Below are 20,042 nucleotides of genomic sequence, written 5' to 3' on the forward strand. Positions count from 1 at the left end.
TAGGCAGTAAGGCTTTGATAAAAAGCTTTGCTGCTTTTTTATTAGTTAATCATAATACAAGAGGGACAGATTTGTCCCTTGAAGAATAAAATAATGAGAAAAAGATAAAAAATCTATTGCAGATTAAGAACATTTGTGCTAATATAAGAATCAAGGATTTGAACAAATGTTTGAGGTGAAAAATGAAAATGTCTATAATTTTTGGTGGGATTTTGTTTTTGATATCATTGCGGTTAGCACTGCATTATCATCCAAAAGGAAAAGTGGAACGGTTGATGATTGGGCTGGTGGCAGCAATGTCGCTTTTTGCGTTCGCTTTCGGAGAGGGAAACTTTCTGTATTTTTTAATAGAAGGAACTTTTTCGGGAGTCGTAATTTGTTGCACCAGAAAAGTTTTGAGGGACGAAGCTAAAATGCGTATGTACCGTTACTGCGTCGAGCAGTACACAAAACAGGAAAAAACCAGGCAGGCACGTGTTGCTGTGCGCAGCAGAATGCAGGAAGATCGCGTTGCGGCAGCATATTTTGGGGGCCATTCTGAATTGACCTTTTTTGGACGTTGCGCGTAGAATGCATTTGCACGGAATAGTGATTTTCGCATAGACTGAGGGTGCGGGAGGCAGCTGCCTTTTCCCCCGCTTATTATAGATGAGAGCTCAGCTTTCGTACGGTGATTGGTACGAAGGCTGGGCTTTCTCATTTAGCGGATTGCCCTGATAGATCTTCCTTTTTTGGGAAAGATGGTGTATGATAAAAAAATAAATGCAGTAAAATTTTGGAGGAATTGAAGCATGCTGATAGCACCATCTATTTTATCGGCTGATTTTGCAAAACTAGGAGAAGAAGTCGAAGCGATTACGAAGGGCGGAGCGGATTGGATTCATATTGATGTGATGGATGGACACTTTGTGCCAAATATCACAATCGGGCCGTGTGTTGTAGGAGCAATCCGTTCCCATACGAATTTACATTTTGATACACACTTGATGATTGATCATCCTGAGAGATATGTACCGCAGTTTTTAAAAGCCGGAAGTGACCGGATCTGTTTCCATTTGGAAGCGGCACAAGATCCGGCAGCAACCTTGGAAAAGATTCATGAGGGCGGCGCAAAAACTGGAATTGCTTTAAAGCCCGGGACCCCGGTGGAAAAAGTGTATCCCTATTTGGATAAGACCGATATGGTATTGATCATGACGGTTGAGCCTGGTTTTGGCGGGCAGAAATTTATGGCGGATATGATGGATAAGGTGAAAGCAATTAAAGAAAAATGTCCGCAGATGTTGATCCAAATTGACGGCGGGGTCAATTTGGAAACGATTGGGGCCGCAGCACGTGCCGGCGTTGATGTTTGTGTGGCGGGAACTGCAGTCTTTGGAAAAACAGATTATGCAGCTGCGATTCATGAACTAAAAGAGAAAGCACATGAAGCGCTCCTTTAAAAATAATGAAAAGCCGTCCCTTTCTTAGAAAAGGACGGCTTTTTTATTTCTTCAGCTTTTGCGCTGTAATATCAATCAAAAGCTCCCTGCTTTATTAATTAGCAGGGAGCTTTTTGTAATTTAATATTTTGTGTTTTTAAAGAGCGTGTCTGCAGCGGCTTTATCTGAAATGGTCCCTTTTGCGTAAAGAACAGTGCCGCTGATCCTTGAAAGCCGGTAGTAAAGATCACCGCCCTGAGCAGTCATCGTAGTGTATGTATCGGAGTTTGTCTCTTTAATTTCCAACCCGGCGCGGGAAGAATAAGCATCGCGCATCTGTGAGTAAAAATCCTTTGCATCACTTTCTTCTTTAAATTGAACGAAAGCCATTTGCAGAGAAGAATCACTTTGCTGTGTACCTGCCAGGTAAGCATCCAGTTTGGAAGATGATGAAATGTCTTGGCTGCTTACGGTATATCCGGCAGATTCTGCCGCTGATTTGATCTCATCAGATGAGAGCGCTGTTCGTGCGGAACCGCATCCGCTAAAAAGAAGAGCTGCCGATAGAAAAAGCGGAGCCACAATCTTAAAAAATGACTTTTTGATCATTGAGAAACCTCCAAGTTTTTTAAAATGAAATCCGAAAAAATAATAATTTTATTTTATTCTTTTTTCAGCCCAAATGCAAGATAAGAGAAGCTTTTCGGATGAAATCAAAGAGATTTGTCCGAATCGACATTTATTTCCAGATCATGTTAAGCAAAAATTCGGCATAGCAGGGAAAATATTGCAGATACTAGTTCCTGTAATAACCACAAACATTTCTTTTTCAAAATTGAAAAAGATTCATAGGAGGTAATCGTCGGTGAAAGCAACAGGAATTGTAAGAAGAATTGATGATCTGGGACGGGTGGTAATCCCAAAGGAAATCCGGCGTACGCTGCGAATTCGCGAAGGGGACGCATTGGAAATTTATACAGATAATACTGGTGGTGTAATCTTTCGCAAATATTCTCCAATAGGAGATCTTTCTCAAACGGCAGATCAATATGCTGAAGTTCTGTTTCAGACCTCTGGGCATCCGGTTCTCATCTGTGACAGAGACCATGTGGTGGCAGCAGCGGGCGTTTCTCGTAGAGAGTTTTTGGAGCGCCGCGTTTCTGCGGAACTGGAGGACTGCATGCAGAATCGCCGCCCCTATCTTTCACAGTCAAAAGACGGAATTCGGCCAGTAGAGGGAATGGACTATCATGCGGATACTGCATGCCCAATTCTTGTACAGAGTGATGTAAATGGCGCAGTGGTACTTTTGGGAGGAGAGGCCCCTGCAGATGAGACAGAGAAAAAATTAACACAGACCGTGGCAGCGCTCCTTGCAAAACAGATGGAAGCGTAAAGAAAAAGAGAAAAAACCTGTTGTGCAGGAAAAATTATTAGAAACATGGATTTTCTAAGGCGGAATGCCATTTCAATGGTAAAAAAGCCTTGCTTTTTAAAGAAGGCTGTGCTATACTCAAAACGTAATATTTTGTAGGATGAAAGAGTGGGGCGACCCGCTCTTTTGTTTGCATTAGAGGTGTATCACTTGGCAGCAAAGAAAAAAGGCGGTATTGCACAACAGGTTCGCAGCTTTGTAGAGCCTTATGCCCGTGAGTTAGGACTGACTGTCTGGGATGTTCGATATTTAAAAGAGGGAGCAGATTGGTTCCTGCGTATCTTTATCGATAAAAAGGGCGGCGTTTCAATTGATGACTGCGTTGACCTGACCCATGCGATCAACGATCCTTTGGATGAATTGGACCCGGTATCCGAGGCTTATACGCTGGAAGTGTGTTCCCCAGGAATTGACCGCGAGCTGACTCGCCCTGAGCATTTTGCAGCTTATCTGGGAGAACCGGTTCGCGTGCGCCTGTTTCATACACTGCCTTCAGGGGAAAGAGAACTTTCCGGAATCTTAAAGAATTTCGAAGGGGAAAATGTGACCCTGCAGCTTTCGGATGATACCGATTTTATATTTTCCAAAAAAGATGCTTCATGGGTGAAGCTCGACGATGACGCTATTGGAGGGAACTAAAGCATGAATAACGAGATCATGGAGGCTTTAAAAATTTTAGAAAAAGAGCGGGGCCTCCCCATGGATTATATGCTGGATCGAATTGAAAAGGCAATTACCACGGCGTGTAAAAACAGCTATGGAAACGAGAACGCAAAAGCAGTTCTTGATGAAAAAAGCGGCGAGTTTAAGGTAACTCTGCGTAAAACCGTTGTAGAAAACGTAGAGCAGCCGGGCACCCAGATCACATTGGAAAAAGCACGTGCAATCGATCCCACAGTAGGAATCGGTGATGAAGTAGAAGTTTCTGTTAAAACGAAGGAATTTGGAAGAATTGCTGCCCAGACTGCCCGGAATATTATTCGGCAGGGAATTAGAGACGGAGAGCGCGGTCAAATGCTGCAGGAGTTCCAGTCAAAACGGCAGGAACTTGTTACCGCCCTGGTTGATCGGGTAGATCCCCGCTCCGGTGCTGTCTCTTTGCGGATTGGCCGTAGTGAGGCAACTCTTCCCCGCAGTGAAATGGTCGGAAATGAGCAGTTTCGTGAGGGCGAGCATATTAAAGTGTATGTGGTGGATGTCCGTGATACAGAACGTGGACCAAGAGCAATTCTTTCCCGCACACATCCTGATCTTGTGAAACGCCTTTTTGAGATGGAAGTTCCGGAGATTTACGATGGAACCGTTGAAATCAAGGCGGTTTCCCGCGAAGCTGGTTCCCGTACGAAGTTGGCAGTCATGTCTCATAACCCCGATGTGGATGCGGTAGGTACCTGCATCGGCGCGAGAGGTGCAAGAGTCAATGCGATTGTCGATGAGCTTTCCGGAGAGAAAATTGATATTGTCGAGTATAGTGATGATCCCAAAAAGTTTATTGCCAATGCACTTTCTCCGGCGAATGTTCTCGATGTCGAAATCTCAGAAGACGGTTCGCATTCTTGCCGCGTAACGGTGCCGGATGGCCAGCTTTCTTTGGCAATCGGCAATAAAGGACAGAATGCCCGCCTTGCAGTAAAGCTGACTGGGTGGAAGATCGATATTAAGCCGGAAAGTGGATTCTATGGAGAGAATCCACTGGAACATCAAGAAAAGCCTGCAGAAGATCAAACTGCAGAGAATGAATAAAGAAAATTCTTAAAACATAAGTGAGCAAATCAATTCCCCAAAAGGAGGTCTCCCATGCGTCCAAAAAGAATCCCCATGCGTATGTGTACCGGCTGCGGTGAGATGAAACCTAAAAAAGAGCTGGTACGTGTTGTAAAATCACCGGAGGGTGAAGTTTCTCTGGATCTCACCGGAAAAAAACCGGGCCGAGGTGCATACGTTTGCAAAAGTGCCGAATGTTTGCGTAAGGCGAGAAAATCCCGGCGCTTTGAAAAGGCATTTTCCATGAAAATTCCGGATGAGATTTATGACGCCATGGAGAAGGAGTTGACGGAGAATGAGTGATAGACTGCTCCCCTTTCTAGGGCTTGCCCGCCGTGCGGGAAAGCTGAGTTTGGGGCATGATCCGGCGTTGGATCAGATCCGTCATGGAAAGGCAAGGCTGGTTCTTTTAGCATCCGATTTATCGGAAAGGACTGCAGCTAGCATCCGCGAAGAAGCGGATATGATGAAAATCAGCGTTCGGCCTTTACGGGAGAATATGGATGAAATCGGCAGCGCGCTTGGCCGACGCACCGGTGTAATTGCAGTAAACGATGCCGGTTTTGCAAAGAAGTTAGAGACGCTGTGCGCAACCGATGAGGAGGAATGTAATTTATGATGATTAAATACAGAGTTCGCGAGGTAGCAAAAGACTTGAATGTTCCGAATAAGGATGTTCTGGACGTCCTTGAAAAATATACCGAAGGGCAGAAAAAATACATGACTGCTCTGACAGAACCGGAATTGGACATTGTGTTTGAATCTTTCACACAAAAACATTCCTCAGAAAATCTAGATGAATATTTTGCCCAGAGAGATCTGAAAAAATCAAAAGAACCCGAAAAAGAGGCGAAAAACGTGCAGCCAAAAGCCAATGCACCACAAACAGAAGAAAAAGCCACACCTCGTCCGGTCGCACAAAAGCCGGGAAAGATCACACCGGTAGCTCCCCGCAATGATCATTTTGTCAACCGCAATAATCAGCAGAACGGAAGACCGAACCGCGAGGGAAATGACCGTCCGCCTTTCCGTAACAATAATAACAACAATAGCAATAATAACAGACGCCGGGACGACAAAAGGGAGCTTTCTCCTGCACAGAAAATGGCGCAACAGAGGCGCCCGATGCAGAATCGCCCTTCTACACAGGTACAGTCGGATCAGCCAATTTCACATCCTGAAGCACGGATTGTAGATACCCGTGCCCATACGGTCGAACTGGATAAATACAACGAAAAGTATGATCGTCTGGCAAGCGACAGATTTAAGACCGACAACATGGTCCATAAACAAAAGCTTACCCAGAAACGGAACCAGTATCGTAAGCCCAGAGGGGCCCGTCGTGAGACAGAAGCAGAGCGTATGCGCCGAATTGCATTGGATCGTAAAAACAAACCGATCACCGTGCAGATTCCAGAAGAGATCACCGTTGGAGAACTCGCAATGCGTCTGAAGGCAACTGCCGCAGAAGTTATCAAAAAGCTGATCGGCTTAGGCGTTATGGCCGGCATCAATGATACCATCGATTTTGATACTGCTTCTCTTGCTGCAATGGAATTCCATGCGAAGGTGGAAAAAGAAGTTGTTGTCACGATCGAAGAGCAGATCATTGACGACAGCGAAGATAAAGATGACCAGTTGGTTCCCCGTGCACCTGTTGTAGTCGTTATGGGGCATGTCGACCATGGTAAGACGAGCTTGTTGGATGCGATTCGTCATACCAATGTGACGGAAAATGAAGCCGGCGGCATTACACAGCATATCGGCGCTTATCAGGTCAAATTGGGAAAACGGGATGTTACCTTCCTTGATACACCGGGTCATGAGGCGTTTACGACCATGCGTGCCCGTGGTGCACAGGTAACGGATATTGCAGTTTTGGTAGTCGCTGCGGATGATGGTATTATGCCGCAGACAATCGAAGCAATTCACCATGCAAAAGCGGCAAAAGTTTCGATCATTGTTGCAATCAATAAAATGGATAAACCCGGAGCCAATCCGGATCGAGTTCTCAAGCAGCTCACAGAATATGAACTGGTTCCGGAAGAGTGGGGCGGCGATACCCCCTGCATTCGGGTTTCAGCAAAGCAGAAGACCGGCATTAAGGATCTTTTGGAAATGATCCTTCTTGTTGCCGATATGAAAGAACTCAAAGCGAATCCTGACCGTGCTGCTAAAGGAACTGTCATTGAAGCACGTCTGGATAAAGGGCGTGGACCGATTGCGACCATGTTGGTACAAAACGGTACGCTTCGTATCGGAGATATTATTGTTGCCGGAACAACGGTCGGCCGTGTGCGCGCAATGACCAATTTCTGCGGCAGACCGATTGAGCAGGCAGGACCCAGTGTCCCAGTGGAGATCACCGGTCTTGATGATGTTCCAACAGGTGGAGATATCTTTAATGCTGTTTCGGATGAACGGCTTGCCCGTCAGTTGGTGGAACAGCGCCGTACTGCTCAAAAAGAAGAGACCTTTAATGCACGGACCAAAGTTACGTTGGATAATCTCTTTGAGCAGATGCAGGAAGGCGATATGAAAGAACTGCAGATCATTGTAAAAGCAGATGTACAAGGGTCTGTAGAAGCAGTTCGCCAGTCATTGGAGAAACTCAGCAATAGTGAAGTGCGTGTAAATGTAATTCACGGCGGCGTCGGTGCGATCAACGAAAGCGATGTTATGCTTGCAACGGCCAGCAACGCAATTGTTGTAGGATTTAATGTCCGTCCGGACCCGGTAGCGGAGGAAAATGCAAAGCAGAACGGCGTAGAAATGCGGCTTTACCGCGTAATTTATGACTGTATTGCGGATGTGCAGTCTGCAATGAAGGGAATGCTTGCTCCGAAAGTACGCGAGATTCAGCTGGGCCGTGCCGAGTGCCGTGAGGTTTATAAGATCAGCAGTGTCGGTACTGTAATTGGTGCACATGTAATGAGCGGAAAGGTTTTACGTTCGGCACAGATTCGTGTTGTCCGTGACGGAATCGTCATTACAGAGGATCAAATTTCCTCTCTGCGCCGGTTTAAAGATGATGTAAAAGAAGTAGCCGAAGGCTATGACTGCGGTATTTGCCTTGAGAAGTTCAATGATGTAAAGGTCGGCGATATTCTCGAAGCTTTCCAGATGGAAGAATATCGCGAGGAATAAAAGGGAAAACCAACAAGAAGGGACCGCCCTGCGCCTGATTTGTGGTGCGGCGGATCCCTTTTTGCAAGATTAAGAAAGGAGGCTTTGCCTCAATGCCAAGCCATCGTATGGGACGCACGACGGAGGATATCCGCCGGGAGCTGACTGCAATTTTCCGTGAACTCAAAGACCCGAGGGTAACTTCTACCCTCCTTTCAATTGTGCGGGTAGAAGTTACCTCTGATCTTTCATATTGTACGGTTTACGTCAGTGATATGGAAGGACTTCCCCGTGCCAAACGTGCCGTTGAAGGACTAAAATCCGCCTCCGGATTTATTCGCCGTGAATTGGGAGAACGGCTCTATTTGCGTCATGTTCCGGCACTGCTTTTTAAAGCAACAGATTCGATTGAATACAGTGCGCACATCTCAAAAATGCTCAATGATTTGGAGGAAAAAGATGACCATCACGCTGAATGAAGCTGCCGCTTTTTTAAAAAGTCGGGAGGATATTCTGATTCTTTGCCACGCTTCTCCTGATGGCGATACTTTGGGCTCTGGGGCAGCGCTTTGCCTTGCTCTGCGCAGCCTTGGGAAAAGAGCACAGGTTCGCTGCAGTGATAAGATCGGGAAAAAGTTTGAATTTCTGTTTCAAGAACTTCCGGAGCAGGATTTTATCCCTAAAACCATCGTTGCCGTCGATGTGGCGGACGAAAAGCTTTTGGAAGAACCGCTTTTGTCTCAATGGGGCGGAAAAGTGGAACTTTGTATTGACCATCATCCCAGCAATATGCACTATGCAAAACAGTATTATGTGGATCCTAAGGCAGCAGCAACCTGTGAGATCATTTATGATCTGCTTAAATATCTAGAAGTTCCGCTTACTTTGCCGATTGCAACTGCAATTTATACCGGAATTTCTACCGATACCGGCTGTTTTCGGTATATTAACGTGACTCCGAAAACGCACCGAATTGCGGCAAAGCTTTTGGAGTGCCATGTAGAGGCATCAACAATCAATCATTTGATGTTTGAAACAAAAAGCCGTGACCGAATTCGTCTGGAACAGCAGGTTTTGGGAACTTTGGAGTTTTTCTCTCAAAATAGAATTGCAGTGATTGAAATCGCTAGAAAAATGGTGGAAGCTTCGGGGATTTCAGAAGAAGAAACCGAAGGCTTAGCTTCCCTCCCGAGACAGATCGAAGGAGTTCGGATCGGGGTTACTTTAAGGGAAAAAGCAGATGGTTCCGTTAAGATTTCTCTGCGTGCCCTGCACCCGCTCAATGCCTCCAATATCTGTGCGAAATTTGGCGGCGGCGGTCATCCGGGGGCTGCCGGCTGTTCGCTCGAGTGTTCTTTGGAAGAAGCGAAAAAACAGATTGTCAGTGCCTGCGAAGAAGCGTTGGATTCAGAATGAATGGTGTATTTATCCTTGATAAACCGGAAACGTTCACTTCATTTGATGCAGTTGCAGTGATGCGCCACCTTTTGGGAGAGCGGAAAATTGGACATACCGGAACACTTGACCCTATGGCGACCGGCGTTTTACCGCTGCTTTTGGGGAAAGGAACCCGGGCGATTCCTTTTTTAGAAGAGCGGCCAAAAACCTATCGTGCAGAATTTTTGCTTGGAAAGCGAACCGATACGCTGGATCGTACCGGGCAGTTTCTCCAGGCAGATGAAAAATCGGTGTCCGAAGAAACTTTGCGGGAGACCATGCAAACTTTTGAAGGAGAAATTTTGCAGGTGCCGCCAATGTACAGCGCAATCCGAAAAAATGGAGTGCGGCTTTATGATTTGGCAAGGCAGGGGGTCGAAGTGGAACGCTCTGCCCGCCCGGTTACAATCTATCGGCTAAAGCTTTTGGAATATGATGAAAAAACCCGGAGCGGCGCTCTGGAACTCACCTGTTCAAAAGGGACTTACGTCCGAACGTTGATTGATGATATAGGGAAAAAATCCGGATGCTGCGGCGGAGTGATGGTGAATCTGAGAAGGCTTGCGGCTGCTGGATTTTCGATTGATATGGCGACCCCGCTTTTAGAAGCAAAAACAATGAAAAAAGAAGAACTTTTAAAAAAAGTGCTGCCCATAGAAGCTCTTTTTAGGGAATATCCTAAAGTCATTGTAAGTAAAGCGCAGGCAAAGCGCTTTTTAAACGGAGGCTGGCTTGACCCCAAACGTTTTGGAGAACAAAAATTTCCAAAAGACACTCCTCTTCGGATAAAAAGTCCCGAAGGACAGTTTCTAGGGCTGGGAGAATGGCAGGAAGACGCTCTTCGGGTGTTGAAAATTTTTATGGATCAGGAGGAACTCAAATGAAGGTATATGAATCGCTGAAAGAATCCCCGGTGGCTACTGCGGTGGCATTGGGCTCATTCGATGGGATTCATCTGGGGCATCAGAAGGTAATCGCTCAGACAATGGATTTGCCTGGACTTTTGCCGACTGTGCTGACCTTTGCGGAAAATCCTCTTTGTGATCTTGGTGGACATGCCGGCGGAGAATTAATTACCAGGCAGCAGAAAATTCAGATTCTGGAGTCTCTAGGCGTAGAACAGCTTTACATTTTAGAATTTCGGGATATCATGCACTTTTCTCCGGAAGAGTTTGTTGATGAAATTCTGCAAAAAGTCTGCCATGCAAAAAAAGTGTGCTGTGGCTTTAATTATACATTTGGTGCCGGAGGGCGCGGCACGGAAAAGACTTTGGAAATCCTCTGCGAAAAGCGCGGAATCGAAACTGCGGTGGTGCCGGCGGTGCTGGAAGGCGGCGAACCGATCAGCAGCACGAGAATCCGCGGCCTTGTGTCAAAGGGCAATATGGGAGAGGCCGCGAGACTTTTAGGGCGTCCCTATGGGTATTTCGGTACCGTCTGTCACGGAAGGCGTTTAGGGCATTCTTTGGGAACACCCACCCTGAATCAAAGGGTGCCCCAAAGTTTTGTTCTGCCTCGGTTTGGAGTTTATGTATCACGTGTCTGGTTTGATGGAAAACATTACTGCGGTGTGACGAATGTAGGAATTAAACCGACAGTTGGTTCAAAAGAGGTGCTGGCAGAAACATGGATGCCACTTTATGAAGGTCCGGATCTCTATGGAAAAGAGATTCAAACCGATTTATTGCATTTTCAGCGCCCGGAACAAAAATTTCCGAGTATCGAAGCTTTGAAGGAGCAAATTCAGAAAGATGGAAAAGCGGCACTGGAGTTTTATGCCCGAAATCGGAATTTTTCTTGATAATCGAAAAACTCTGTGTTATACTAAATCCTGCACCCCATTTCTCGGAGAATCGCGTCTGCCCCAAAAAGGGAAGCCACATGGCGTTTCTCTGCGAATGCGGGAATTTTAAAAAAGGTGGAAAAAACAATGCTGAAAGCAGAAAAACAAGAAATCATCAAAGAATACGCTGTCCATGAGGGCGATACAGGTTCTCCGGAAGTTCAGATCGCTGTTTTGACAAAGCGCATTAACGATCTTACCGAGCATCTGCGCACTCATAACAAGGATCATCATAGCCGCCGCGGCTTGCTGAAGATGGTCGGTCGTCGTCGTAATCTGCTCAATTATCTGCAGAAAAATGACATTGAGCGCTATCGTACCATTATTGCAAAACTTGGAATTCGTAAATAATCAAAAGAATTTAAAAGCCTGCCTTCTAAAAAAGGGCAGGCTTTTTTGTATGTTTTACCATAAAAAATAATTACCTTAGATTAATTGGAAAAAAATGAGTGGCAAAAGCGTCAAAAACAATCGGAAATTTTGCAAAATAGGCTATAAATTTTTTAAAATGTGTGCTAATATTATGAAATATAAATGAATAATCTATTAATTGGCAGTCTGAGGAAGCTGGCCGCGGGAAGGAAACGCACATGTTTGAAAATTTTAAAGTTTTTGAAACCGAATTTGCCGGTCGCCCACTACGGGTAGAGACCGGAAAGATGGCTCAGCTTGCTAACGGTGCCTGCATGGTTCGCTACGGAGATACTGCGGTCCTTTGTACGGCAACCGCCAGCCCAAAGCCCAGGGAAGGAATGGACTTTTTTCCACTGTCCGTGGATTTTGAAGAAAAACTTTATTCGGTCGGCCGAATTCCGGGCTCATTTTTGCGCCGGGAAAATAAGCCCCCGGAGAAGGCAATCCTCGCAAGCCGTTTGATTGACCGCTCCATTCGTCCCCTTTTCCCGAAGGATATGCGCAATGATGTAACAGTTGTCTGCACTGTAATGAGCGTAGACCAGGATTGTTCACCGGAAATTACGGCATTGGTAGGGGCTTCGATCGCACTTTCTATTTCCGATATTCCGTGGAAAGGGCCAATCTCTGCCGTATCGGTTGGACTAATTGATGGACAATACATTTTAAATCCGACCAGCAAGCAGCGCGAACAAAGCCGTATGGCGGTCACCGTTTCTTCTACCGCTGAGAGAATCCCTATGATTGAGGCAGGTGCTAAGATCGTTTCTGATGAAGAAATGTACGAAGGAATTGCTTTTGGGCATGAAGAGAATAAAAAGATTGTCACTTTTATTGAGTCAATTCAGGACGAAATTGGAAAAGTAAAATTCACATATGAGGCAGTTCATGCAAGCGATGAAATGCAAAAGGATGTTATGGATTATGCCGGTGAAGCGATAAAGGCTGCACTGGATACCAATGATAAGAATGTACGAGACGCCCGGTTGGAACCTATTTATGACGATGTTTTTGGGCATTTTGCAGAGAAGTATCCGGACAGCGAAAAGCAGCTTGACGAATGTCTCTATAAAACACAAAAGTATATTGTGCGGCGCTGGCTTTTGGATGAGCAAAAGCGCGTGGATGGACGAGGCATGGATGAAATGCGTCCGCTTAATGCCGAGATTGACCTTTTACCGCGCGTTCACGGCAGTGGTATGTTTACCCGCGGTCAGACGCAAGTACTGACAGCTCTGACGTTGGGCTCTGCGAGCGATGCACAGCTTCTGGACGATATTGGGGAAGAAAAAGAAAAGCGTTATATGCACCAATATAATTTCCCGAGCTACAGTACCGGCGAAACAAAGCCGAGCCGGGGTCCCGGACGTCGGGAAATCGGACATGGCGCATTGGCGGAAAAAGCTCTTTTGCCCGTGATTCCTTCGCAGGATGAATTTCCGTATACTTATCGTTTGGTGAGCGAGGTGCTTTCGAGCAATGGCTCTACCAGTCAGGCGTCTATCTGTGCGAGCACATTGGCATTGATGGCGGCAGGTGTCCCAATTAAGGCACCGGTAGCCGGAATCTCCTGCGGCCTTATTACGGAAGGCGAGCGCTGGATGACAATGGTGGATATTCAAGGGTTGGAAGACTTTTTCGGCGATATGGACTTTAAAGTAGCCGGAACCAAAGAAGGAATCACCGCCATCCAGATGGATCTTAAAATTAATGGCCTGACCCTTGCAATGGTAAAAGAAGCACTTTATAAGACCCATAAAGCGCGCAATTACATTATTGATGAGGTGATTTTGAAGGCAATTTCAGCTCCTAGAAAAGAACTTTCTCCTTATGCACCTAAGATGATGAGTACTCAAATCCCGGTCGATAAGATTCGTGAAGTAATCGGTACCGGCGGAAAAGTAATCCATCAAATCTGCGATGAATGTGATGTAAAGATGGATGTACAGGAAGACGGCCATATTTTTGTGACTGGCCTTAGCTATGATAATCTCAAGCGCGCAATGACGATCATTGACACAATCGTACATGATCCGGAACCCGGTGCAATCTATAACGGCAAAGTGACCAGATTAATGGATTTCGGCGCTTTTGTAGAAATTGCTCCCGGAAAAGAGGGGCTTGTGCATATTTCACAGCTTGATGTAAAACATACAGATAAAGTGACGGATGTCGTAAAGGTTGGAGATATTGTGATGGTAAAAGTGCTCGGCACTGATGACCGCGGAAGACTGAACCTATCGCGCAGAGAGGCATTGATTGAAGTCGAGGGGCTTGTGCCGGAGAATAATCTTTCAGAAGAACAGCAGAATCGGCGTCCACCCCGCCGTGATGACCATCGCCCCGGACGTCCTGGAGGGCGCCCATTTCACCGTGAACACGAATAAATAATAAAAAAGCGGAGAACGTTTTGTTCCCCGCTTTTTTAGAAAAGATAAAACTTAGGCTTGATGCGCGTGATGGTACTCATCACTTTCAGTGTGGGTATGAAATAAGAGAGAGATACAGTAAACTGCACACAGCGCAATTAGAATATAAACGGTTCTGGCGGGCCATGTTCCAGCACCGCCGAAGAGCAATGCAACTAGGTCTACTCCAAAAATTCCAACACTGCCCCAGTTAAGACCGCCGATAATTACCAGACAAAGCGCAAATGTTTCCATTGTTTTCTACCTCCTTTATGGGAATAGATTTTCCAAAGGTTAGAAATTTTATACATTTTTTAAATTCATTTTTTAAGAAAAAATAAAATTGTAAAAATATTTATAGACTGGATTTTTTTCAAACTGTAAAATGTGATATAATAATATTTAATAAATTGATTTAAAAACAGAGGGGGTACCTCCAAAATGTCGAAGATTACGCAGGCAAAACGGATTGTTCTGAAAGTCGGCACCAGTACGCTGACTTACGAAAACGGCAGCCTGAACCTCAGGCGCTTTGAAAGACTCTGCAAGGTGCTGAGCGGACTTTGCAACGAGGGGCGGGAGATCATTTTGGTCACCAGCGGAGCGATGGGAGTCGGCGTCGGCAAAATGGGACTTTCCAAAAAGCCGGAAGAGACGGAAAAACGTCAGGCGGTAGCAGCTGTTGGACAGTGTGAGCTGATGTTCATGTATGATAAATTTTTTGGAGAATATAATCATATTGTGGGGCAGGTTCTTTTAACCCGCGATGTGGTGGAGTATCCGCACAGCAAAAAGAACACCGAAAATACATTTGAAGCATTGCTCCAGATGGGTGTGATTCCGATTGTAAATGAGAATGATTCCGTTGCGGTAGACGAATTGGTCGGTAAAAAATTTGGGGATAACGATACGCTTTCTGCTACGGTCGCGGTACTGACAAAAGCGGATCTTCTGATTATTTTAACCGATATAGACGGCCTTTATGACGCAAATCCTCAAACAAATCCGAATGCGAAAAAGATTCCGGTGGTAAAAGGAGTTACGCCCCAGGTAGAGGCTCTGGCGGGCGGTGCAGGCAGCAATCTTGGTACGGGAGGCATGGCGACCAAAATTGCCGCAGCAAAAATTTCTACCGAAAAAAAGATTCCATGCGTAGTAATGTCCGGCGGAGATCCAGAAGATATTTATCGTCTGCTTGATGGAAAACCTTTGGGAACTGTCTTTTATGAGGAGGGAGCGGCAGAATGAGCAAAACGCTTCTCGAAATGGGAAAAGCTGCAAAGGAAGCAGCAAGAATCCTTGCCAATGCGGGTCCTAAAAAAGATCAGGCGCTTTTGAAGATCGCAGACGCTTTGGAAAACAATCAGAAAAAACTTTTAGAAGAGAATCAGAAAGATTTAAAAGCTGCAAAAGAAAGCGGGATGACCGAGGCGCTTCTTGACCGGCTTACTTTAACGGTTCAACGAGTTCACGAAATGGCAGAGGGCGTACGAAAAGTAGCGGCTCAGAAAGACCCGATCGGCTCGGTTGTAGAAGGTGAAGTCCGTCCAAACGGTCTTGAGATTCGGCGGGTAAGAGTGCCGTTGGGCGTGATCGGAATTATCTTTGAGGCACGCCCAAATGTCACTTCTGATGCGGCAGCACTTTGTTTAAAGGCCGGAAATGCTGTAATCCTGCGCGGAGGGCGCGAGGCAATCCACAGTAACCTATGTGTAGCCGATTTGATGAGAGAAGCGGTAAAAGAAGCAGGTTTGCCGCAGGACAGCATTCAAATAGTAGAGGATACCTCACATGAGAGTGCAAACGAGATGATGAATCTTACAGGTTATTTGGATGTCCTGATTCCCCGCGGAGGCAGAGGCCTGATTCAAATGGTGGTAAAAAATGCGCGGGTCCCGGTGATCGAAACCGGCGCCGGAAACTGCCATGTTTACGTAGATGATTCCGCTGATCTCGATATGGCAGCCAATATTATTTATAATGCGAAGACCAGCCGCCCCAGCGTCTGCAATGCGATTGAGACGATCCTTGTCCATGAAAAAGTGGCGGAGGAAGCGCTGCCGAAAATCAAGGTGCTCCTCGATCGAAAGCATGTGGAGCTGCGCGGCTGTCCAAAAACGAGAGAAATCCTCGGCGACAGTGTGATTCCCGCAACGGAAGAAGACTGGGATACCGAGTATGATGATTATATTTTGGCAGTGAAAGTTGTAAAAAATATGGAAGAAGCACTTTCCCATATTGCGCGTTATAGCACTGGCCACAGCGAATGTATCGTGACGGAAAGCTATGAGCATGCCCGAGAGTTTACACAGCGGGTCGATAGTGCTGCTGTTTATGTAAATGCCTCTACCCGCTTTACCGACGGTGGAGAGTTTGGACTGGGTGCAGAAATTGGGATCAGTACGCAAAAACTCCACGCCCGAGGACCTATGGGCGTGGAGCAATTGACAAGTACGAAGTTTTTGATTTTTGGGAATGGGCAGGTTCGTTAAAGCTTTATAACAGCATATAAAGAAATGCCAAAAGAAGACTCGGATCGCTTTTTTCTTCCATCAGGAGAAGAAGAATGGATAAAAGAAGATTTCGTTCTCCATCCTTTAAAATAGCCGAGAAGGCGCTTTCCTGTGGCTCAGAAGACGTATCTAAGTTTGGAGGGCTCTCAGATACAGAGGAATGCTCAGAAACGTTAGAGGCAGGCCTCTTTTGTTGCTGGACGTTTCCGGCGGGTTCTTCTGCTCTTTGCTGCGGATATGACTGTCCGGCATTATTATTATGAGGGGAAGCGACAGGGATAGAATTGGGTGCCGAAAAATGGGCATTTTGGATGCGGCTTGCTTGCCGCTGCATTTCCTGTGCACGCCGGATCGCTTCCTGCTGAAGTTTTTGAAAGTTATCCGTTTCCAAATCCGCCGTCTCCTTTTTTTGAAAATTTTTTGAATTTTACAGTATTCCACCTAGATTACCTAGGATTCCGGAATTCTTCAGCGCCGGAAGCATGCGCATCATTTGCAGAAGGCGAACTGCTTCATCCAGCTTTTTTTGGCGCGCTTCTGAGAGCATGGGGCGCAGTGCATGCAATAGACGAGTACTGTTGTCTTCGGTCTGAAAACTTTGCATCATTGGTGCAAGCTTTGCGATGAGTCCTAGTGTGTTCATATCGAGTCCGCCTAAGATTCCCGCAAGATTTCCAAAGGAGGGTCCATTCGCCGGAGGCCCGCTGGTGCCGGATGAAGGGGCAGGACCTGAAGAAACAGAAGGCGCAGTAGAAACTGGATTTTGCTGTGAGGACTGCTGCGAAGCAGAGTTTCCTCCTCCCATGGAATTAAGAACACTCTGCACCTGTGACATTATATTAGGGTCTTTCAGCATGGCAGAGAGTTTTTGCGAGAGATCATCCATTTTATTTGCCTCCGAATTTTTTCATGAGTTCCTTCGCCTGCGGCGTGGAGAGCAATTGTTCCAAAGCAACTTTATTATGCAGAATGCTTTGCACTTTTTGTGCGTCTTCTTTAGAGAGCTTCTGCATCATTTGCTGTACTTTTTGTTGACCATTGGTATTATTTCCGGCAGAACTATTTTGATTGGGGCGGTTTTGGTTATTTCGATTCATTTTTTCAACCCCTTTCCTGTAGAATATATATGAGCCTGCATGATAAAATATGATGAATTACGAAGGAGGGTTCGGGCGGATGAGAATTCTTGTCGTTTCTGATACACACCGCGACAGCTGGTCTTTGCAGGAGGCAATTTTGAGGCAGCCAAAGGCCGAAGTGGTGATCCATTTGGGAGACGGCGCAGACGAAGCAGAAATGATAAAGCATAAATTCCCTGAAAAACAGTTTTATATGGTGCGTGGGAACTGTGACTGGAGCTGCAATCTTCCGATGGAGCAGATCGTAACGATTGAAGGAAAACGGATCTTTTTTACCCACGGCTATGCGCAGAATGTAAAGTATGGATTATACCAATTGAAGAGCGAAGCGAGAGAACAGGGCGCAGATGTGGCTCTGTTTGGACATACACACGAAAGCATGACCGATTATGAGGACGGGCTTTATTTGATGAATCCCGGCTCTTTACATGGAATGGATGCGACTTATGGGATTCTTGACTTGACTCCCGCGGGAATCGTAACCAATATTATTCGGCTGTAATGCCGGTTTCGTTGACAGAAATACGCAATCATGCTATTCTTTTGGAAAAATCAAGAATAAAAAACTTTTTTAGTTTGGTAATTTAAATGAAAACGGGAGGAACCGACCATGAAGGAATATGACAGATGGCTCAGCCGGAATCTGGAAGATCCCGATCTGACAGAAGAACTAAAAAAAATTAAGAATCAGCCGGAAGAAATCAACGACCGGTTTTACCGGGATTTGGAATTTGGTACCGCTGGGCTGCGGGGTGTTTTAGGAGCAGGGACGAACCGTATGAACATTTATACGGTCCGTAAGGCGACACAGGGACTTGCAAATTATCTTTTAAAACATCAGGGAAAATCGGCGGCAATCGCTTACGACAGCCGCATTAAGAGCACGCTTTTCGCAAAAGAGACTGCGTCGGTGCTGGCGGCAAATGGAATTAAAGCTTATATTTATCCGTGGCTTTCCCCTACCCCAACGCTTTCCTTTGCAGTGCGCTATCTTCATTGTGATGCCGGCGTCTGTGTGACCGCAAGTCACAACCCTGCCAAATATAACGGCTATAAAGTATATGGTTCTGATGGCTGCCAGATTACAGCAAAGATGGCAGACGATGTGATGAACGAGATTGAAGCACTCGACCTTTTTGAAGATCCAAAGACTATGAATTTTGAGGATGGATTAAAAGAGGGATGCATCAGCTATATGGGCGAGGATGTGATTGAATCTTTCCTGCAAAAGGTGGAAGCGGAACGAATCCTTTCAGACGACTGCGACAATCTGAAAGTCGTTTACACACCGCTTAACGGAACTGGACTTGTCTGCGTAAAGGAGATTCTGCGCCGTATCGGAGTCAAGAATGTCACGGTCGTTCCGGAGCAGGAAAAACCCGATGGCAACTTCCCTACCTGTCCATTCCCGAATCCGGAGATCCGCGAGGCACTTGCAACCGGACTAGCACTCTGCGAAAAAGTGCAGCCGGATCTGCTTGTTGCTACAGATCCGGATTGTGACCGCTGCGGAATTGCGGTCAATCAGCAGGGGGAGTTCCATCTGATGAGTGGAAATGAAGTCGGTGTTTTGCTGCTTGATTTTATTGCCCATGTCAAAAAAGAACGCGGAATTCTGCCAAAAAATCCGGTGGCGGTCACTACGATCGTCAGCACAGATATGGTGGATCCTGTTGCAAAAAAATATGGCATTGAGCTGCATCGCGTGCTTACCGGCTTTAAAAACATTGGGGATCAGATTGCCTCTTTGGAAGAAAAAGGCGAAGAAGATCGCTATCTTCTTGGATTTGAAGAGAGCTATGGATATCTTTCCGGCGGATATGTGCGTGATAAAGATGCTGTTAATGCGAGCATGCTGATCTGCGAAATGGCAAGTTGGTATAAGAAAAAAAATATGACGCTTTTAGATGCGATGGAAGCACTCTATCGCGAGCATGGATTCTATCGGAACGATTTGCTGAATTTTGCTTTTGAAGGCGAAGACGGCATGAAGCAGATGAAGAAAATCATGGATCACCTGCGGGAAGAGCCGCCGAGATCACTGGGAGGATTCCCGATATCTTGCTGGAGCGATTATGAGATGCGCATCCGCCATGATAAAGACGGTGAAACCCCGATTGACTTGCCAAAATCAAATGTGTTGGAGTTCCGTATGGAAGGTGACTGCAAGATTATTGTGCGTCCTTCCGGGACAGAACCCAAGATCAAAGTTTATCTTTCTGCAAAAGGAAAAGACTTGCAGGAGGGGATTAAGTTGATCGAAATTTTGAAAAAAGCGGGAACGGATTTGATTCAGCCAAAATAATTTGGTAGAAATGATATAATTTGTGTACGAAATAATAAATTTCTGTGAATTATACGAAACTTGATTGACATAATTGTTTAGACAAGATATAATCAAAAACAATACAGGACTGGACCAACGGGGTCCGCGTGATATATTTGAATGAGCGCCGTGCATTTTTTTGCACATCTTGCTTTCTAGGAGTAAGAAGGATCTGTATGAGACGAGAGGCTGAGGGTTTTTTCTCTCAGCCTCTTT

General features: G+C 45.9%; 23 protein-coding genes. 18 read left to right on the forward strand and 5 right to left on the reverse strand.

The window, feature by feature from the left end; all coding sequences use genetic code 11:
• Positions 1-188 precede the first annotated feature (188 nt).
• On the forward strand, positions 189-569 hold the full coding sequence (locus OP489_RS00220; protein WP_266162371.1) for a hypothetical protein: 381 nt from the start codon (positions 189-191) through the stop codon (positions 567-569).
• Positions 570-791: 222 nt separating this feature from the next.
• On the forward strand, positions 792-1,442 hold the full coding sequence (gene rpe, locus OP489_RS00225; protein ID WP_266162373.1) for a ribulose-phosphate 3-epimerase: 651 nt from the start codon (positions 792-794) through the stop codon (positions 1,440-1,442).
• 120 nt (positions 1,443-1,562) lie between these two features.
• On the opposite strand, the gene OP489_RS00230 is transcribed toward rpe, so the two are convergent.
• Complete coding sequence (locus OP489_RS00230; RefSeq protein ID WP_266162375.1) at positions 1,563-2,030, reverse strand: hypothetical protein; 468 nt, start codon at positions 2,028-2,030, stop codon at positions 1,563-1,565.
• A 256-nt stretch (positions 2,031-2,286) separates the two neighbouring features.
• On the opposite strand from OP489_RS00230, the gene OP489_RS00235 reads away from it, so the two are divergent.
• From OP489_RS00235 to OP489_RS00290, 12 genes are all read left to right on the forward strand, one after another.
• Positions 2,287-2,817 (forward strand): stage V sporulation T C-terminal domain-containing protein, encoded by a 531-nt coding sequence (locus tag OP489_RS00235; protein ID WP_266162377.1) that lies wholly within the window; start codon positions 2,287-2,289, stop codon positions 2,815-2,817.
• A 189-nt stretch (positions 2,818-3,006) separates the two neighbouring features.
• A complete protein-coding gene (gene rimP / locus OP489_RS00240; RefSeq protein WP_266162379.1) occupies positions 3,007-3,495 on the forward strand; it encodes a ribosome maturation factor RimP in 489 nt (162 codons plus the stop codon).
• A gap of 3 nt (positions 3,496-3,498) precedes the next feature.
• A complete protein-coding gene (gene nusA, locus OP489_RS00245; RefSeq protein WP_266162381.1) occupies positions 3,499-4,599 on the forward strand; it encodes a transcription termination factor NusA in 1,101 nt (366 codons plus the stop codon).
• Between the two features lie 54 nt (positions 4,600-4,653).
• Positions 4,654-4,923: an RNase P modulator RnpM gene (rnpM, locus tag OP489_RS00250; protein ID WP_266162383.1), complete on the forward strand. Its 270-nt coding sequence runs from the start codon at positions 4,654-4,656 to the stop codon at positions 4,921-4,923.
• A complete protein-coding gene (locus OP489_RS00255) occupies positions 4,916-5,239 on the forward strand; it encodes a L7Ae/L30e/S12e/Gadd45 family ribosomal protein (protein WP_266162385.1) in 324 nt (107 codons plus the stop codon). Before rnpM ends, OP489_RS00255 begins: the two co-directional genes overlap by 8 nt.
• Complete coding sequence (gene infB, locus OP489_RS00260) at positions 5,236-7,767, forward strand: translation initiation factor IF-2 (protein ID WP_266162387.1); 2,532 nt, start codon at positions 5,236-5,238, stop codon at positions 7,765-7,767. Before OP489_RS00255 ends, infB begins: the two co-directional genes overlap by 4 nt.
• 92 nt (positions 7,768-7,859) lie before the next feature.
• Positions 7,860-8,225: a 30S ribosome-binding factor RbfA gene (rbfA, locus tag OP489_RS00265; protein WP_266162388.1), complete on the forward strand. Its 366-nt coding sequence runs from the start codon at positions 7,860-7,862 to the stop codon at positions 8,223-8,225.
• Complete coding sequence (locus OP489_RS00270; protein WP_266162390.1) at positions 8,206-9,162, forward strand: DHH family phosphoesterase; 957 nt, start codon at positions 8,206-8,208, stop codon at positions 9,160-9,162. The genes rbfA and OP489_RS00270 overlap by 20 nt, the downstream gene beginning before the upstream one ends.
• Positions 9,159-10,067: a tRNA pseudouridine(55) synthase TruB gene (gene truB, locus OP489_RS00275; protein WP_266162391.1), complete on the forward strand. Its 909-nt coding sequence runs from the start codon at positions 9,159-9,161 to the stop codon at positions 10,065-10,067. Before OP489_RS00270 ends, truB begins: the two co-directional genes overlap by 4 nt.
• A complete protein-coding gene (gene ribF / locus OP489_RS00280) occupies positions 10,064-10,984 on the forward strand; it encodes a riboflavin biosynthesis protein RibF (RefSeq protein ID WP_266162393.1) in 921 nt (306 codons plus the stop codon). The genes truB and ribF overlap by 4 nt, the downstream gene beginning before the upstream one ends.
• Before the next feature lie 129 nt (positions 10,985-11,113).
• Positions 11,114-11,377: a 30S ribosomal protein S15 gene (gene rpsO, locus OP489_RS00285; protein ID WP_180341767.1), complete on the forward strand. Its 264-nt coding sequence runs from the start codon at positions 11,114-11,116 to the stop codon at positions 11,375-11,377.
• 239 nt (positions 11,378-11,616) lie between these two features.
• Entirely contained in the window at positions 11,617-13,827 is a 2,211-nt protein-coding gene (locus tag OP489_RS00290) for a polyribonucleotide nucleotidyltransferase (protein WP_266162395.1), read from the forward strand.
• 54 nt (positions 13,828-13,881) lie between these two features.
• Here the strand turns inward: OP489_RS00290 and OP489_RS00295 are convergent, their stop codons facing one another.
• Positions 13,882-14,103, reverse strand: a complete 222-nt coding sequence (locus tag OP489_RS00295) for a DUF378 domain-containing protein (RefSeq protein WP_266162396.1) — start codon at positions 14,101-14,103, stop codon at positions 13,882-13,884.
• 186 nt (positions 14,104-14,289) lie between these two features.
• Here OP489_RS00295 and proB point away from each other — a divergent pair, with 186 nt between their 5' ends.
• Together proB and OP489_RS00305 are read left to right on the forward strand one after the other, a co-directional pair.
• Entirely contained in the window at positions 14,290-15,096 is an 807-nt protein-coding gene (gene proB / locus OP489_RS00300) for a glutamate 5-kinase (protein WP_266162397.1), read from the forward strand.
• Positions 15,093-16,340, forward strand: coding sequence for a glutamate-5-semialdehyde dehydrogenase (locus OP489_RS00305; RefSeq protein WP_266162398.1), 1,248 nt, complete (start codon positions 15,093-15,095; stop codon positions 16,338-16,340). The genes proB and OP489_RS00305 overlap by 4 nt, the downstream gene beginning before the upstream one ends.
• A 4-nt stretch (positions 16,341-16,344) precedes the next feature.
• Here OP489_RS00305 and OP489_RS00310 read toward each other — a convergent pair whose 3' ends face one another.
• Genes OP489_RS00310 through OP489_RS00320 form a run of 3 tightly spaced genes read right to left on the reverse strand, consistent with a single transcriptional unit; the run spans position 16,345 to position 17,458 of the window.
• On the reverse strand, positions 16,345-16,752 hold the full coding sequence (locus OP489_RS00310) for a hypothetical protein (protein ID WP_266162399.1): 408 nt from the start codon (positions 16,750-16,752) through the stop codon (positions 16,345-16,347).
• A 36-nt stretch (positions 16,753-16,788) separates the two neighbouring features.
• The gene (locus tag OP489_RS00315; RefSeq protein WP_266162400.1) at positions 16,789-17,247 is read right to left on the reverse strand and encodes a hypothetical protein; all 459 of its coding nucleotides are present in this window, start codon (positions 17,245-17,247) and stop codon (positions 16,789-16,791) included.
• Position 17,248: 1 nt separating this feature from the next.
• Complete coding sequence (locus OP489_RS00320; protein ID WP_266162401.1) at positions 17,249-17,458, reverse strand: hypothetical protein; 210 nt, start codon at positions 17,456-17,458, stop codon at positions 17,249-17,251.
• Positions 17,459-17,537: 79 nt separating this feature from the next.
• Between OP489_RS00320 and OP489_RS00325 the strand changes: the two genes are divergently transcribed.
• Positions 17,538-18,002, forward strand: coding sequence for a metallophosphoesterase family protein (locus tag OP489_RS00325; RefSeq protein ID WP_266162402.1), 465 nt, complete (start codon positions 17,538-17,540; stop codon positions 18,000-18,002).
• Between the two features lie 108 nt (positions 18,003-18,110).
• The gene (locus OP489_RS00330; RefSeq protein ID WP_266162403.1) at positions 18,111-19,805 is read left to right on the forward strand and encodes a phospho-sugar mutase; all 1,695 of its coding nucleotides are present in this window, start codon (positions 18,111-18,113) and stop codon (positions 19,803-19,805) included.
• Positions 19,806-20,042: the final 237 nt, after the last annotated feature.

It is taken from the genome of Caproicibacterium sp. BJN0003 (assembly GCF_026314295.1).
GTDB lineage: Bacteria > Bacillota > Clostridia > Oscillospirales > Acutalibacteraceae > Caproicibacterium.